Consider the following 14,935-nt stretch of genomic DNA (forward strand, 5'->3'; position numbering starts at 1 on the left):
GCAGTTGACTTTTAATCAATTGGTCGCAGGTTCGAATCCTGCACGACCCACCAGTGTAAAAAGGCGCCCTAAAGGCGCCTTTTTGCTATCTTACATTTGTATCCTCTCGCCTATATGGCTATCAAAAATTCACCACGACATTTCCTTTGCAATCGGCTATCTTGTTTAGCATATAAAACATATTTCCGCGGTAATGGTGAATCCACACCTTAAACCGCGTATTTCGTTAAGCCAGTAAAACGAGAAGCATGATGAGCGTGATGTTCGATCCTGAAGCAGCGATTTACCCGTTCCCGCCGAAACCAACGCCGTTGAACGACGATGAAAAGCAATTTTATCGCGAGAAAATCAAGCGGTTGCTCAAAGAGCGCAATGCCGTCATGGTGGCGCACTACTACACCGATCCGGAAATTCAACAGCTGGCAGAAGAAACCGGCGGCTGTATTTCGGATTCACTGGAGATGGCGCGCTTTGGTGCGAAGCATCCGGCTTCTACGCTGCTGGTGGCCGGTGTGCGCTTTATGGGCGAGACGGCAAAAATCCTCAGCCCGGAAAAAACCATTCTGATGCCGACGCTCAATGCGGAATGCTCGCTGGATCTCGGTTGTCCAATTGAAGAGTTCAATGCCTTCTGCGATGCGCATCCGGATCGTACCGTCGTGGTCTACGCCAATACCTCCGCCGCGGTAAAAGCACGCGCCGACTGGGTGGTCACCTCCAGCATCGCCGTTGAACTGATTGAACACCTTGATAGTCTGGGCGAAAAAATTATCTGGGCGCCGGATCGTCACCTGGGCCGCTACGTACAAAAGCAAACCGGTGCCGATGTGCTGTGCTGGCAGGGCGCGTGTATCGTCCATGATGAGTTCAAAACGCAGGCGCTGAGCCGCATGAAAGCGCTGTATCCGCAGGCGGCGGTGCTGGTGCACCCGGAGTCGCCGCAGGCGATTGTCGATATGGCTGATGCCGTAGGTTCAACCAGCCAGCTGATCAACGCCGCCAAAAATCTGCCGCACCAGCAGCTCATTGTGGCAACTGACCGCGGAATCTTCTACAAAATGCAGCAGGCGGTGCCGGATAAAGAGCTGTTTGAGGCGCCAACCGCTGGGGAAGGCGCCACCTGCCGTACCTGCGCCCACTGCCCGTGGATGGCAATGAACGGCCTGAAGGCCATTGCGGAGAGCCTTGAGAACGGCGGCGCGGCGCATGAAATTCATGTTGACGAATCACTTCGCAAGGGCGCGCTCATTCCGTTGAACCGCATGTTGGATTTTGCGGCTACACTACGAGGATAACCTGTCTAACACGCTGGAGTTGAAATGGATTTTTTTAGCACGCAAAACATTCTGGTGCATATCCCGCTTGGGGCGGGCGGTTACGATCTGTCGTGGATTGAGGCCGTAGGCACCATTGCCGGTCTGCTTTGTATCTGGCTGGCCAGCCTTGAGAAGATCGTTAACTACCTGTTTGGTCTGATTAACGTCACGCTGTTTGCGATTATCTTTTTCCAGATCCAGCTGTACGCCAGCCTGTTGTTACAGCTTTTCTTCTTCGCTGCCAACCTCTACGGCTGGTACGCCTGGTCGCGGCAAACCAGCCAGAATGAAGCCGAGCTGCAAATTCGCTGGCTGCCGCTGCCTAAGGCGCTGTCCTGGCTGGCGGCCTGCGTGGTTGCGATTGCGCTGATGACCTTTTATATCGACCCGGTATTTGCCGTGCTGACACGGGTTGCCGTTAACGTCATGCAGGGGCTTGGTATAAATGTGGTAATGCCGACGCTGCAGCCGGATGCGTTTCCATTCTGGGATTCGTCGATGATGGTGTTATCGATTGCCGCCATGGTGCTGATGACCCGTAAATACGTCGAAAACTGGCTGCTGTGGGTGATTATTAACGTTATCAGCGTGGCTATCTTTACGCTTCAGGGCGTGTACGCGATGGCGCTGGAGTACCTGATCCTGACGTTTATCGCTCTTAACGGTAGCCGGATGTGGATGAATAGCGCGCGTGAGCGCGGCTCTCGCGCGCTATCTCATTAGTGATGGTGATGATGCCCGTGTCCGGTATGCACCTCATTAAGGTGGCATTCCGGGCCGCTACAGGGCTGATACTCCATCTGCACCGTCGCGTGCTCAATCTGATAGTGCTCCTCGAGGAAGTGATGAATACGGTCGAGCAGCGCGTCGTGGTCGTGCGGCGGGACAACCTGCACATGCAGGGTCATTAGCGGTTTCTCACCTACCAGCCAGACGTGGACGTGGTGCACGTCGCGGACCTCCGGCAGCGAGCGACGCATATTGCGCTTCAGCGCCGCCACGTCAATAGACTGTGGCGCACCTTCTAGCAGTTCGTTAACGCTCTCTTTCAGCAGCGACCATGCGCTGCGCAGCACCAGGCAGGACACCAGCACTGAGAGAATCGGGTCGATAGGCGTCCAGCCGGTGATCATGATCACCAATGCGGCAATAATCGCGCCAACCGAGCCGAGGAGATCGCCCATGACGTGCAGCGCGGCGGCACGTACGTTGAGATTTTTTTCCTCGCTACCACGATGCAGGATCCAGAACGCCAGCACATTTGCCAACAGCCCGGCGACGGCAATCACCATCATGGTCACGCCAGCCACAGGCTGGGGGTGATTGAAACGTTGCACTGCCTCCCAGACGATCAAAATGATAATAAACAGCAGCGCGATGGCGTTCACGAAGGCGGCGAGGGTAGTGAGACGCAGCCAACCGAAGGTGTGGCGTGTGCTCGGTGGCCGACGAGCAAAGTTGACTGCCAGCAGGGCAAACAGCAGGGCGGCGGAGTCGGTCAGCATGTGTCCTGCATCGGCTAATAACGCCAATGAACCGGAAATCAACCCGCCAATCGCTTCCACGACCATGAATCCGGCGGTAACGCCGAACGCCAGCAGTAAACGACGGGCATTACTATCATCCTGCGTGGCGTGAGAATGTGAATCCTGCCTGTGCGCCATGACGCTATTCCTTTCGTATGTTGAATGTGACTATCTGACATCATTGCAGATCTTTGCTTTTTGCGCACAGAAATAGATGACGTCGAATGATGGATTAAAATAGTACATTCACCGCCTGGTGAATATGAATTATATTGTTTTTCATCTTATTGTTGGTGTTATATCTTGCTTGTTTGCGGTTATTAGCCGGGTATTTGCTATTAAATTCTATTTTGTAGGGTTTTTTTAGTCATTATCCGGCTAAAGTGTAAAAGTCAGTTTACACTTTTTGAGTTGCGATATAGATTGGAGGGATTGCACTCAATTGTATAAGTATGGCAACACTGGAACAGTCATGAATTATCAGAACGACGATTTACGCATTAAAGAGATCAACGAGTTATTACCGCCAGTCGCACTCCTTGAGAAATTCCCCGCTACCGAAAACGCCGCGAACACCGTATCTCATGCGCGTAAAGCGATCCATCAGATCCTGAAAGGGGCGGACGATCGTCTGTTGGTGGTGATCGGTCCGTGTTCTATCCACGATCCCGTCGCGGCGAAAGAGTATGCTCAGCGCCTGCTGAAAATTCGTGAAGAGCTGAAGGGCGAGCTGGAAATCGTCATGCGCGTCTATTTTGAAAAGCCGCGCACCACCGTGGGTTGGAAAGGGCTGATCAACGACCCGCATATGGATAACAGCTTCCAGATCAACGATGGCCTGCGCATTGCGCGTAAGCTGCTGCTGGACATTAACGACACCGGTCTACCGGCCGCGGGCGAGTTCCTGGATATGATCACCCCGCAGTATCTGGCTGACCTGATGAGCTGGGGCGCCATCGGCGCGCGTACCACCGAATCTCAGGTGCATCGCGAGCTGGCTTCCGGTCTTTCTTGTCCGGTTGGTTTTAAAAATGGCACCGATGGCACCATTAAAGTGGCCATTGATGCGATTAACGCCGCTGGCGCGCCGCACTGCTTCCTGTCGGTGACCAAGTGGGGGCATTCCGCCATCGTGAACACCAGCGGTAATGGCGATTGCCATATCATCCTGCGCGGCGGTAAAGAGCCAAACTACAGCGCTTCCCACGTGGCGGCGGTGAAGGACGGCCTGGCGAAAGCGGGGCTGCCGGCACAAATCATGATCGACTTCAGCCATGCTAACTCCTCTAAGCAGTACAAAAAACAGATGGAAGTGGGCGCAGACGTCTGCCAGCAGATTGCCAACGGCGAGAAAGCTATTATGGGCGTGATGATCGAAAGTCATCTGGTGGAAGGCAACCAGAATCCGGACAGCGGCGAGCCGCTGGTGTATGGCAAGAGCATTACCGATGCCTGCATTAACTGGGTAGATACCGATACGATTCTGCGCCAGTTGGCGGAAGCGGTAAAAGCGCGCCGCGGATAAAAAACGCATCCGGGCGACGCTCGGTAGGCCGGACAAGGCAATGCCGTCATCCGGCAATAAAAAAAGCGTGGAATATTCCACGCTTTTTTCGTTTAACCCGGGAGGAAAATTACTTCGCTTTACCCTGGTTTGCCACCGCAGCGGCTTTCGCGGCGATTTCGTCTGCATTGCCCAGGTAGTAGTGTTTGATCGGCTTGAAGTTCTCGTCGAACTCATACACCAGCGGCACGCCAGTCGGGATGTTCAGCTCGAGGATTTCATCTTCGCCCATATTGTCCAGGTATTTCACCAGCGCGCGCAGGGAGTTACCGTGAGCGGCGATGATCACGCGCTCACCGCTTTTCAGACGCGGCAGAATGGTTTCGTTCCAGTAAGGCACCACGCGCTCGATGGTCAGCGCCAGGCTCTCGGTGGTCGGCAGCTCTTTATCGGTCAGTTTGGCGTAGCGCGGGTCATGGCCCGGGTAGCGCTCGTCGTCTTTGGTCAGCTCCGGCGGGGTCACCGCGAAGCCGCGACGCCACTGTTTAACCTGCTCATCACCGTATTTCTCAGCAGTTTCGGCTTTGTTCAGACCCTGCAGCGCACCGTAGTGACGCTCGTTCAGTTTCCAGGATTTTTCAACCGGCAGCCAGGCCTGATCCAGTTCATCCAGTACGTTCCACAGCGTGTGGATGGCACGTTTCAGCACAGAGGTATAAGCAAAGTCGAAGCTGAAGCCTTCTTCTTTCAGCAGTTTGCCCGCTGCTTTTGCTTCGCTGACGCCTTTCTCGGACAGATCAACATCGTACCAACCGGTAAAACGGTTTTCGTTGTTCCACTGACTTTCACCGTGACGAACCAGTACCAGCTTAGTTACAGCCATACTCTCACTCCTCAAGCTTTATTGAATGATAACAATTCTCATTATATTGCCGTGATAGCCTCAGCGGCAACGCTTATGCATAACCATAGCGAAAATAGTGCTCCAGTGTAAGGTGCATGTGAACTCAGCGTTATTATTTTGTCTTGGTGTGATGCTATTTTCAGCGATATGCCTAAAAGATCGACGTGGTGAAGGGGCGGGGGATGTCTGACATCACGCCATGCGCCCGGGCCACATCGGTTTGTCGCCCGGGCCAACAGGTCATGATAATGCGATAAACTGATATTCCGTCAGGCTGACGTACTCTTCACCCGGCTGCAACACGCAGTCCGGCTGCGGCCACTCGGGATGGTTTGGCGTATCAGGTAGGAATTCGCTCTCCAGCGCCAGCCCCTGCCACGTATCGTACGGCTGTGAGGTACGGGAAAGCGTGCCCTTCAGGAAGTTGCCCGAGTAGAACTGAATCGCCGGTGCCGAGGTATAAACGGCCATCTGCAGCTTTTTATCCTGCGACCAGACATTGGCAACCACCTGAGTGGCGTCGCCTTTGGCCTGCAGCAGGAATGCGTGGTCGTAGCCGTTAACCTTCCGCTGATCGTCGTCGCTGAGGAAATCCTGCGCCACGGCTTTCGGCTGACGGAAATCGAAGCTGGTATTGGCGACCGCTTTCAGCCCATCATGAGGGATCCCGTTCTCATCGACTGGCAGATAGTCATCTGCCAGTAGCTGTAGCGTGTGGTTGCGTACGTCGGTCTGCTCACCATCGAGGTTAAAGTAAACATGGTTAGTCAGGTTCACCGGACAGGCTTTATCGACGGTGGCGCGGTACTCGATGGAAATCCGGTTATCATCGGTCAGGCGATAGATAGCTTTGGCCTGTAGCTCGCCCGGATAGCCCTGGTCGCCGTCGGGTGAGGTCAGCGTAAAGACCGCTTCGGTCTCGTTCTGTGACGCGATAGACCAGCGGCGCTTGTCGAAACCTTCCGGGCCGCCATGCAACTGATGTTCGCCCTGGCTTGGCGCGACATCAACCGTTTTGCCGTCAAGGGTAAAGCGGCTATTGGCGATACGGTTGGCGTAGCGACCAATGGAGGCGCCGAGGAAGGCCGCCTGTTCGCTATACTGCTCCGGCGAGGCGCAGCCCAGTAGCGCTTCACGTACGCTGCCATCTTTCAGCGGAATACGCGCCGACAGCAGCGTGGCGCCCCAGTCCATTAAGCTCACGACAACACCGTTTGCATTACGTAGCGTCACCAGGCGATATGGCTGGCCGTCGGCGGCCAGCGCGGGAGTTTCTCTTAACACTGGCCAGCTCCTTGTGACGGTTTGCACACGTAGAAGGTCTCTTTGATGCCGGTTTTCGCTTCATACTGTTCGGCAACCGCCTGTTTAACCGCCGGGACCAGTGCTTCAGGGATCAGCGCCACGATGCAGCCGCCGAAACCGCCGCCGGTCATGCGTACGCCGCCCTGGTCACCGATGGTCGCTTTAACGATCTCGACCAGCGTATCAATCTGCGGCACGGTGATTTCGAAGTCGTCGCGCATTGACGCGTGAGATTCTGCCATCAGTTGGCCCATACGCAGCAGGTCGCCTTTCTCCAGCGCTGCGGCCGCTTCTACGGTACGGGCGTTTTCGGTCAGCACGTGACGGACGCGTTTGGCAACGATAGGGTCCAGCTCGTGGGCGACAGCGTTGAACTCGTCAACGGTGACATCGCGCAGCGCCGGGCGCTGGAAGAAGCGTGCGCCGGTTTCGCACTGCTCGCGGCGGGTGTTGTACTCACTGCCGACCAGAGTACGTTTGAAGTTACTGTTGATAATCACCACCGCCACGCCTTCCGGCATGGAGACCGCTTTGGTGCCCAGCGTGCGGCAGTCGATCAGCAGCGCGTGGTCTTTCTTACCGAGCGCGGAGATCAGCTGGTCCATAATGCCGCAGTTGCAGCCCACAAACTGGTTTTCCGCTTCCTGGCCGTTTAGCGCAATCTGCGCGCCGTCGAGCGGCAGATGATAGAGCTGCTGGAATACGGTGCCGACCGCCACTTCCAGCGAAGCCGATGAGCTTAAACCCGCGCCCTGTGGCACGTTGCCGCTGATCACCAGATCCGCGCCGCCAAAGGCGTTGTTACGCTTCTGCAGATGTTTCACTACGCCGCGAACGTAGTTCGACCACTGTTGGGTGTCGTGGCTGACGATGGGCGCATCAAGGGAAAACTCATCGCTCTGGTTGTCGTAGTCGGCGGCGATCACGCGTACCAGACGATCATCGCGCGGTGAGCAGCTGATGACGGTTTGATAGTCGATGGCGCACGGCAGCACGAAGCCGTCGTTATAGTCGGTATGCTCGCCAATCAGGTTAACGCGGCCCGGTGCCTGGATCACGTGGCTGGCAGGGTAGCCGAATTTTTCAGCAAACAGGGTTTGGGTGTTCTCTTTCAGACTCATTATTATTCTCCGGACTCGCGAAAGTGGATGTCGCTGACCGCGCGCAGGCGCTCAGCCGCTTGTTCTGCTGTCAGGTCACGCTGGGTCTCTGCCAGCATTTCGTACCCGACCATAAATTTACGCACGGTGGCCGAGCGCAGCAGCGGCGGGTAGAAGTGCGCGTGCAGCTGCCAGTGGGCGTTATCTTCCCCGTTGAACGGCGCGCCGTGCCAGCCCATTGAGTAGGGGAAGGAGCACTGGAACAGGTTGTCGTAGCGGCTGGTGAGTTTTTTTAGCGCCAGCGCCAGGTCTTCACTCTGCGCGTCGGTTAAGTCGGTGATGCGCAGCACGTGTGCCTTTGGCAGCAGCAGCGTTTCAAACGGCCAGGCGGCCCAGTACGGGACCACCGCCAGCCAGTGCTCGGTTTCGACGACCGTACGGCTGCCATCGGCCAACTCGCGGTTAACGTAGTCAACCAGCATGGAAGAACCCTGCTCGCGGTAGTACTCGCGCATCAGGCGGTCTTCACGCTCAATTTCGTTCGGCAGGAAGCTGTTGGCCCAGACCTGTCCGTGCGGGTGTGGGTTGGAGCACCCCATCGCCGCGCCTTTGTTCTCAAATACCTGAACCCACGGATACTGTTGGCCCAGTTCTGCGGTCTGTTCCTGCCAGGTTTTCACCACCGAGTGCAGCGCGTTGAGGCTCAACTCTGGCAGCGTTTTGCTGTGGTCCGGCGAGAAGCAGATAACGCGACTGGTGCCGCGCGCGCTCTGGCAGCGCATCAGCGGATCGTCGCTTTCCGGCGCGTTCGGCGTATCGGTCATCAGCGCCGCGAAATCGTTGGTAAACACATAGGTGCTGGTGTAATCGGGGTTTTTATCGCCCGTCACCCGGGTATTACCCGGGCATAAAAAGCAGTCCGGATCGTGTGCGGGCAGCGTCTGTTTTGACGGTGTCTCTTGCGCCCCCTGCCAGGGGCGCTTTGCACGATGCGGTGAGACAAGGATCCACTGGCCGGTTAACGGATTAAAACGGCGATGTGGATGGTCGACGGGGTTAAATTGCGTCATTGCAAAATCCTTAATCGGGATATCCCTGAGGATGACGGGACTGCCAGTTCCAGGTGTCCTGCGCCATTTCATCAAGGTTACGGGTTACGTGCCAGTTCAACTCTTTATCGGCTTTGCTTGCGTCAGCCCAGTAAGCCGGGAGATCGCCATCACGACGCGGAGCAAAGTGATAGTTAATCGGTTTGCCGCAGGCTTTGCTGAACGCGTTAACCACATCAAGCACGCTGCTGCCAACGCCTGCACCAAGGTTATAAATATGCACGCCGGCTTTGTTGGCCAGTTTTTCCATGGCGGCAACGTGGCCGTCGGCGAGGTCCATCACGTGGATGTAGTCGCGCACGCCGGTGCCGTCTGGGGTGGGGTAGTCGTTACCGAAAATGGCCAGCGATTCACGGCGGCCTACAGCCACCTGCGCGATATACGGCATCAGGTTGTTAGGAATACCCTGCGGGTCTTCACCCATATCGCCAGACTGATGTGCGCCAACCGGGTTGAAGTAGCGCAGCAGCGCAATGCTCCAGTCCGGCTGCGCTTTTTGCAGGTCGGTGAGGATCTGTTCAACCATCAGTTTGCTTTTGCCGTACGGGCTTTGTGGGGTACCGGTCGGGAAACTTTCAACGTAAGGAATTTTCGGCTGATCGCCGTAGACGGTGGCCGAGGAGCTAAAGATGAAGTTTTTGACATTTGCAGCGCGCATGGCGGCAATCAGGCGTAGAGTACCGTTGACGTTGTTGTCGTAATACTCCAGCGGTTTCTGTACCGACTCGCCTACGGCTTTCAGCCCGGCAAAGTGGATCACCGTTTCAATGGCGTGATCGTGCAAGATCTCGGTCATCAGCGCTTCGTTACGAATATCACCTTCGACGAACTCTGCTTGCTTACCGCCCAGGCGAGCGATGACCGGCAGTACACTGCGCTTGCTGTTGCACAGATTGTCGAGGATGACGACGTCATGTCCCTGTTGCAGCAGTTGTACGCATGTGTGGCTTCCTATGTAACCGCTACCACCTGTAACCAATACTTTCATTTTTAGCTCCGTTAAGCTTATGGCATGGAATAACCTTAGCATAACAGAATGGCCAAAAGTGTGACATGGGCTAAATTAGTGGAATCGTTTACACTAAAAGTCGTGAAACTGAAAATTTGATAAAAATCATTTTAAATCATAATGTTGACTAATGGTGGTGAAAAAAATCTGAAAAACGACCGACAAATACGGTGAGGTTTCCCGGGCGAGGTTATCGCCCGGGAAAGAGAATTACAGTGGGCCAACCTCATAACGATAGCCGTCACCGTCGGCGACGAACTCCAGACGATGCGTAATACACTCCGGCGCATCCTCCGCATGGTGCGAGACAAACAGCAGTTGCGTTTTGCCCTCGCTAATCAGCACGTCGATAAACCGACGCACTACCAGACGGTTGAGTGGATCCAACCCTTGTAGCGGTTCGTCGAGGATCAGCAGCGTAGGGTGTTTCACCAGCGCGCGAACAATCAGCGCCAGCCGTTGTTGTCCCCAGGAGAGGCTGTGGAAGGGCGCGTCGGCGGTATGGGCATCCATGCCGAGGATTGCCAGCCATTCGTCAACCAGCTTGCGCTGTTTATCGGAAACCGCCTGATAGATACCGATTGAGTCAAAGTAACCGGAGAGAATCACGTTGCGCACCGTGGTGCTGACGCGATAGTCCAGATGCAGACTGCTGCTGACGTAGCCGATATGCTTTTTGATATCCCAGATGGTCTCACCGCTGCCGCGGCGGCGGCCAAAGAGCGTGAGATCGTTACTATAACCCTGCGGGTGATCGCCGGTGACCAGGCTCAGCAGCGTCGATTTTCCGGCGCCGTTGGGGCCAACGACCTGCCAGTGTTCACCGGGAGCGACCGTCCAGCTCAGGTGATTGATGATCGGACGATCGTTATAGGACACAACGCCGTCGCGCAGCACGATATGCGGCTGATCGTCGGGTAACGCGAGGCGGGCGGAAGGGGCGTCGGGTTCCGGGAGGGTCATACCTGAAAGTTTTTCGCTGTGCGCCAGTTGAGCGATCAACGTCTGTTCGAGCAGCGCTTTTTTCTCGCCGATTTCCGTCAGCGTACAGTCGGCCAGCACGCCGGCAAACGGCACGAAATCCGGGATGTCGTCGAAGCGGTTGAGCACCAGCACCAGCGTATAGCCTGCGTCGTGCAGCGTAGCCAGATGATCGGCCAGCTGGCGGCGTGAGCTCACGTCGAGGCCATCGAACGGTTCATCGAGAATCAACAGATCTGGCTGCGCCATCAGCGCCTGGCAAAGCAGGGTTTTGCGGGTTTCACCGGTCGACAGGTATTTGAAACGGCGCTCAAGCAGATGGCTGATGCCAAACTGCGCGGCCAACTGTGCGCAGAGCGCGGGGTTTTTGATTTCATCCTGAATAATCTGCGCGGCGGTGCGCCCGGTGTCGTCTTCGTCCGGGCTGAGCATGTCGGTATTATTGCGCTGCCACTCATCGCTCACCAGCTTTTGCAACTGCTCAAAGGAGAGACGAGTGATGCGGGCAAACTGGCTCTCGTGGCTACCGGAAAGCAGGGGGAGTTCACCCGCCAGCGCGCGTGCCAGCGCCGATTTACCGCTGCCATTACTGCCGACAAAAGCCCAGCTTTCTCCGGCGCGTAGCGTCAGTTGCTCAATTTTTAACGTTTTTGTATCGCTAAGACGAAACGTGCCTTGCGAAATTTGCAATGATGACATGATGTATCCCGTTTTTTGCAGCAATATGCATCAGGGATACGTCTTCCTCAGCGCAATGTCAATGCCATCAGCATAACGTGGCGATAATGATGCGATCGGCGTTAAAGAATGCTGTGACGTCAGCGCCTTCCTCCAGCGCTTGCGCCTCGTTCAGAGGTAAGGTGGCGCACAGGCTTTGCCCGTCCGGCAGCGTCATCAGCACTTCGCACTGCTCCGTACCGCGCTCGATATGGCTGATGCGACAAGCCAGCTGGTTATCGGCTTCGGCAGCCACCGCCGGGTCGCGAGTGACGTTGACCCACGGCGCCTTCAGCAGCACAAGCACCTCTTTACCTTCATCAAGCCCCAGGCGCTCGCCGCTTTGCGCGGTAATGGCAACCTTCAGGCGAGTGGAACCGTCGGCGAGCAGAATATCAACATGCTGCTGGACCTGCTGGTGGTCGCGGCGAGTGACGGTGCCAAACCATTGGTTGCGGGCGCTGGTTTGCAGCGAGAAGCGGGAGATCGCAGCCAGTAGGCTATCCAGAGGCAGCGCATCATCATCGCTCAGTACGTCAAAGGCTTTCTGCTGAATCTGCGCCAGCAGATCGTAAAGCTGAATCAGGCGCTGGCCATAGCGGGTCAAAACCGCGCCGCCGCCGCCTTTACCGCCGGTTGCACGGTCAACTAACGAGTGCTCGCTAAGTTGATTCATTTCATTAATGGCGTCCCATGCGCTCTTATAGCTGATGCCCGCATTTTTGGCCCCCTGGCTGATGGAGCCGGTCTGTGCTATTTGTTTGAGGAGCGAGATGCGGCGCGGATCGGCGAACAGGCGCTGCTGGAGCTTGAGGGTAAGAAGGATTTCAGCCTGCATAAGAGTATCCTGGCAAGTAAAAGGGCATTTTGACCCAAATGTCTGCGAGCGCAAAGCGCACCGCACAAAAGGGAGTGTATTTCTGCGATATCCGGTTACAATAGCAACATCACATTGTATGGAGTAAACCATGTTAGAGTTGTTGAAAAGTCTGGTATTTGCCGTAATCATGGTACCCGTAGTGATGGCTATCATCCTGGGGTTGATTTACGGTCTGGGTGAAGTGTTCAACATCTTCTCCGGCGTTGGTCATAAAGACAGCAGCCAGCAAAACCACTGATTTCCTCAAAAACGCCCGGCACTCCCGGGCGTTTTGCTATGAAGTTCCCGGAAACCCTGCCGATAATATCCCGTAAATGCGGCAACAATTCGCGAGTCTGTAATGCAATCATTGTGGAAAGTCCTTATACTTATCGTTATATTTTTATTTATATAACGTTGAGTTCAGGAGTGTTAAATGACAGGTTCATGGTTACGTCTTTTTGCCGGAGCAGCATTAACGCTGTCGGTTGTAGGGCAAGCGTCGGCACAGGACGCGAAAATCACCGTTTTCGCCGCTGCTTCGCTGACTAACGCAATGCAGGATATCGCTAAAGAGTATAAAAAAGAGAACAACGTTGACGTGGTTTCCTCTTTTGCTTCTTCTTCGACGCTGGCTCGCCAGATTGAAGCCGGGGCACCAGCCGACTTGTTTATCTCTGCCGATCAGAAATGGATGGACTACGCGGTAGATAAGAAAGCCATCGACACCACCACGCGTGAAACGCTGCTGGGTAACAGTCTGGTCGTTGTCGCGCCGAAGGCCAGCGAGCGGGGAGACATCACCGTGGACGCGAAAACCAACTGGACTAGCCTGCTGAAAGGCGGCCGCCTGGCGGTGGGCGACCCGGATCACGTTCCGGCGGGCATCTACGCGAAAGAAGCGCTGCAAAAACTCGGGGCGTGGGAGACGCTGTCGCCGAAACTGGCGCCGGCGGAAGATGTGCGCGGTGCGTTGGCGCTGGTTGAACGGAGCGAAGCGCCGCTGGGAATCGTCTACGGTTCTGACGCGGTGGCCAGCAAAGGTGTTAAAGTGGTTGGTACGTTCCCGGAAGATTCCCATCAGAAAGTGGAATATCCGATTGCCATTATCGATGGCCATAAAAACGCGACCGTCTCGGCGTTCTATGACTACCTGAAAGGGCCGCAGGCGTCTGAAATCTTTAAACGTTACGGATTCACGACTCGCTAATGATATTGACCGATCCCGAATGGCAGGCGGTAGTGCTGAGCCTGAAAGTATCCTCCCTGGCCGTCCTGTTCAGTTTGCCGTTTGGGATCTTCTTTGCCTGGCTGCTGGTACGCCGCCATTTTCCCGGCAAGGCGCTGCTGGACGGCCTTATCCACCTGCCGCTGGTGCTGCCGCCGGTGGTAGTGGGCTATTTATTGCTGGTGGCGATGGGGCGTCGTGGCTTTATTGGCAGTTGGCTGTATGACTGGTTCGGCCTGACTTTCGCTTTTAGCTGGCGGGGCGCGGTGATCGCCGCGGCGGTGATGTCGTTTCCGCTGATGGTTCGGGCGATTCGTTTGGCGCTGGAAGGCGTCGACGTCAAACTCGAACAGGCGGCACGCACCCTGGGCGCCGGGCGCTGGCGGGTGTTCTGCACCATTACGCTGCCGCTGATGCTGCCGGGCATTATCGTCGGTACCGTGCTGGCGTTTGCTCGTTCACTCGGCGAGTTCGGCGCGACCATTACCTTTGTCTCCAATATTCCCGGCGAAACCCGCACCATTCCGTCGGCGATGTACACCCTGATTCAGACTCCCGGCGGCGAAAGCGCCGCGGCCCGTCTGTGTCTGATTTCTATCGTTCTGGCGCTGATTTCGCTGATGATTTCCGAATGGCTGGCGGGCGTTAGCCGCCGCAGGATGGGGGCTTAAACCATGCTGGAACTGAACTTTAGCCAGACGCTGGGCACGCACTGCCTGGAAATTAATGAATCGCTGCCGGCTTCCGGGATCACCGCCGTATTCGGTGTTTCAGGGGCGGGCAAAACCTCGTTGATTAACGCCATCAGCGGGCTCACCAAACCGCAGCAGGGGCGCATTGCGCTCAACGGCCGCGTGCTGAACGACGTTGAGCAGGGTATCTGCCTTGCACCGGAGAAGCGCCGTATCGGTTATGTGTTTCAGGACGCGCGGCTGTTCCCGCACTACAAGGTACGCGGTAATTTGCGCTACGGTATGGCGAAAAGCATGGCGGAGCAGTTTGATAAACTGGTGGCGCTACTGGGCATTGAGCCGCTGCTCGATCGCCTGCCGGGCAGTCTGTCCGGCGGTGAAAAGCAGCGTGTGGCGATTGGTCGCGCATTGTTGACCGCGCCCGAGCTGTTGCTGCTCGATGAGCCGCTGGCTTCGCTCGACATCCCACGCAAGCGTGAACTGCTGCCGTATCTGCAGCGTCTGGCGCGGGAGATCAATATACCGATGCTCTACGTCAGCCACTCGCTGGATGAGATTCTGCATCTGGCCGATAAAGTGCTGGTGCTGGAAGGCGGGCAGGTCAAGGCATTCGGTAATCTGGAAGACGTATGGGGCAGCAGCGTGATGCACCCGTGGCTGCCGCAGGATCAGCAGAGCAGCATTC

Annotated in this window: 15 protein-coding genes; 7 read left to right on the forward strand and 8 right to left on the reverse strand. The window is 56.0% G+C overall.

Features of this window, described 5'->3' with window-relative positions; all coding sequences use genetic code 11:
• The first annotated feature begins 251 nt into the window (after positions 1 to 251).
• Entirely contained in the window at positions 252 to 1,295 is a 1,044-nt protein-coding gene (gene nadA / locus ACW14G_RS19750) for a quinolinate synthase NadA (RefSeq protein ID WP_163449207.1), read from the forward strand.
• A gap of 24 nt (positions 1,296 to 1,319) precedes the next feature.
• The gene (gene pnuC / locus ACW14G_RS19755) at positions 1,320 to 2,039 is read left to right on the forward strand and encodes a nicotinamide riboside transporter PnuC (RefSeq protein ID WP_249022147.1); all 720 of its coding nucleotides are present in this window, start codon (positions 1,320 to 1,322) and stop codon (positions 2,037 to 2,039) included.
• On the opposite strand, the gene zitB is transcribed toward pnuC, so the two are convergent.
• Positions 2,036 to 2,980: a CDF family zinc transporter ZitB gene (zitB, locus tag ACW14G_RS19760; RefSeq protein WP_163449187.1), complete on the reverse strand. Its 945-nt coding sequence runs from the start codon at positions 2,978 to 2,980 to the stop codon at positions 2,036 to 2,038. The two genes, pnuC and zitB, sit on opposite strands and share 4 nt — an antisense overlap.
• Before the next feature lie 334 nt (positions 2,981 to 3,314).
• On the opposite strand from zitB, the gene aroG reads away from it, so the two are divergent.
• Positions 3,315 to 4,367, forward strand: coding sequence for a 3-deoxy-7-phosphoheptulonate synthase AroG (gene aroG, locus ACW14G_RS19765; protein WP_249022146.1), 1,053 nt, complete (start codon positions 3,315 to 3,317; stop codon positions 4,365 to 4,367).
• 109 nt (positions 4,368 to 4,476) lie between these two features.
• On the opposite strand, the gene gpmA is transcribed toward aroG, so the two are convergent.
• The 7 genes from gpmA to modE all read right to left on the reverse strand — a co-directional run bounded on the left by gpmA (position 4,477) and on the right by modE (position 12,309).
• Positions 4,477 to 5,229: a 2,3-diphosphoglycerate-dependent phosphoglycerate mutase gene (gene gpmA, locus ACW14G_RS19770; RefSeq protein ID WP_065355548.1), complete on the reverse strand. Its 753-nt coding sequence runs from the start codon at positions 5,227 to 5,229 to the stop codon at positions 4,477 to 4,479.
• Between the two features lie 261 nt (positions 5,230 to 5,490).
• Entirely contained in the window at positions 5,491 to 6,534 is a 1,044-nt protein-coding gene (gene galM, locus ACW14G_RS19775; protein WP_163449190.1) for a galactose-1-epimerase, read from the reverse strand.
• Positions 6,528 to 7,676, reverse strand: a complete 1,149-nt coding sequence (gene galK, locus ACW14G_RS19780) for a galactokinase (RefSeq protein WP_249022145.1) — start codon at positions 7,674 to 7,676, stop codon at positions 6,528 to 6,530. The genes galM and galK overlap by 7 nt, the downstream gene beginning before the upstream one ends.
• Positions 7,677 to 7,678: 2 nt before the next feature.
• The gene (gene galT, locus ACW14G_RS19785; protein WP_249022144.1) at positions 7,679 to 8,725 is read right to left on the reverse strand and encodes a galactose-1-phosphate uridylyltransferase; all 1,047 of its coding nucleotides are present in this window, start codon (positions 8,723 to 8,725) and stop codon (positions 7,679 to 7,681) included.
• A 10-nt stretch (positions 8,726 to 8,735) separates the two neighbouring features.
• Positions 8,736 to 9,752, reverse strand: coding sequence for a UDP-glucose 4-epimerase GalE (gene galE / locus ACW14G_RS19790; RefSeq protein ID WP_249022143.1), 1,017 nt, complete (start codon positions 9,750 to 9,752; stop codon positions 8,736 to 8,738).
• A gap of 231 nt (positions 9,753 to 9,983) precedes the next feature.
• Positions 9,984 to 11,453: a molybdate ABC transporter ATP-binding protein ModF gene (modF, locus tag ACW14G_RS19795; RefSeq protein ID WP_249022142.1), complete on the reverse strand. Its 1,470-nt coding sequence runs from the start codon at positions 11,451 to 11,453 to the stop codon at positions 9,984 to 9,986.
• 67 nt (positions 11,454 to 11,520) lie between these two features.
• Positions 11,521 to 12,309, reverse strand: a complete 789-nt coding sequence (modE, locus tag ACW14G_RS19800; RefSeq protein WP_163449195.1) for a molybdenum-dependent transcriptional regulator — start codon at positions 12,307 to 12,309, stop codon at positions 11,521 to 11,523.
• Positions 12,310 to 12,439: 130 nt separating this feature from the next.
• Here modE and ACW14G_RS19805 point away from each other — a divergent pair, with 130 nt between their 5' ends.
• The 4 genes from ACW14G_RS19805 to modC all read left to right on the forward strand — a co-directional run.
• Positions 12,440 to 12,589, forward strand: coding sequence for an AcrZ family multidrug efflux pump-associated protein (locus ACW14G_RS19805; RefSeq protein WP_064548379.1), 150 nt, complete (start codon positions 12,440 to 12,442; stop codon positions 12,587 to 12,589).
• Positions 12,590 to 12,766: 177 nt separating this feature from the next.
• The gene (gene modA / locus ACW14G_RS19810) at positions 12,767 to 13,540 is read left to right on the forward strand and encodes a molybdate ABC transporter substrate-binding protein (protein ID WP_249022141.1); all 774 of its coding nucleotides are present in this window, start codon (positions 12,767 to 12,769) and stop codon (positions 13,538 to 13,540) included.
• A complete protein-coding gene (gene modB / locus ACW14G_RS19815) occupies positions 13,540 to 14,229 on the forward strand; it encodes a molybdate ABC transporter permease subunit (protein ID WP_163449197.1) in 690 nt (229 codons plus the stop codon). The genes modA and modB overlap by 1 nt, the downstream gene beginning before the upstream one ends.
• Positions 14,230 to 14,232: 3 nt before the next feature.
• Positions 14,233 to 14,935, forward strand: a 703-nt coding sequence (gene modC, locus ACW14G_RS19820; protein ID WP_455648737.1) for a molybdenum ABC transporter ATP-binding protein ModC, incomplete at its 3' end; no start/stop codon positions are given.

This window comes from Kluyvera sp., assembly GCF_965301105.1.

Coding starts and splice junctions, on each gene's coding strand:
- nadA (WP_163449207.1), top strand. CDS start 252: ATGAGCGTGATGTTCGATCCTGAAGCAGCGATTTACCCGTTCCCGCCG.
- aroG (WP_249022146.1), top strand. CDS start 3,315: ATGAATTATCAGAACGACGATTTACGCATTAAAGAGATCAACGAGTTA.
- pnuC (WP_249022147.1), top strand. CDS start 1,320: ATGGATTTTTTTAGCACGCAAAACATTCTGGTGCATATCCCGCTTGGG.
- ACW14G_RS19805 (WP_064548379.1), top strand. CDS start 12,440: ATGTTAGAGTTGTTGAAAAGTCTGGTATTTGCCGTAATCATGGTACCC.
- modF (WP_249022142.1), bottom strand. CDS start 11,453: ATGTCATCATTGCAAATTTCGCAAGGCACGTTTCGTCTTAGCGATACA.
- modB (WP_163449197.1), top strand. CDS start 13,540: ATGATATTGACCGATCCCGAATGGCAGGCGGTAGTGCTGAGCCTGAAA.
- modE (WP_163449195.1), bottom strand. CDS start 12,309: ATGCAGGCTGAAATCCTTCTTACCCTCAAGCTCCAGCAGCGCCTGTTC.
- gpmA (WP_065355548.1), bottom strand. CDS start 5,229: ATGGCTGTAACTAAGCTGGTACTGGTTCGTCACGGTGAAAGTCAGTGG.
- zitB (WP_163449187.1), bottom strand. CDS start 2,980: ATGGCGCACAGGCAGGATTCACATTCTCACGCCACGCAGGATGATAGT.
- galE (WP_249022143.1), bottom strand. CDS start 9,752: ATGAAAGTATTGGTTACAGGTGGTAGCGGTTACATAGGAAGCCACACA.
- modA (WP_249022141.1), top strand. CDS start 12,767: ATGACAGGTTCATGGTTACGTCTTTTTGCCGGAGCAGCATTAACGCTG.
- galT (WP_249022144.1), bottom strand. CDS start 8,725: ATGACGCAATTTAACCCCGTCGACCATCCACATCGCCGTTTTAATCCG.
- galK (WP_249022145.1), bottom strand. CDS start 7,676: ATGAGTCTGAAAGAGAACACCCAAACCCTGTTTGCTGAAAAATTCGGC.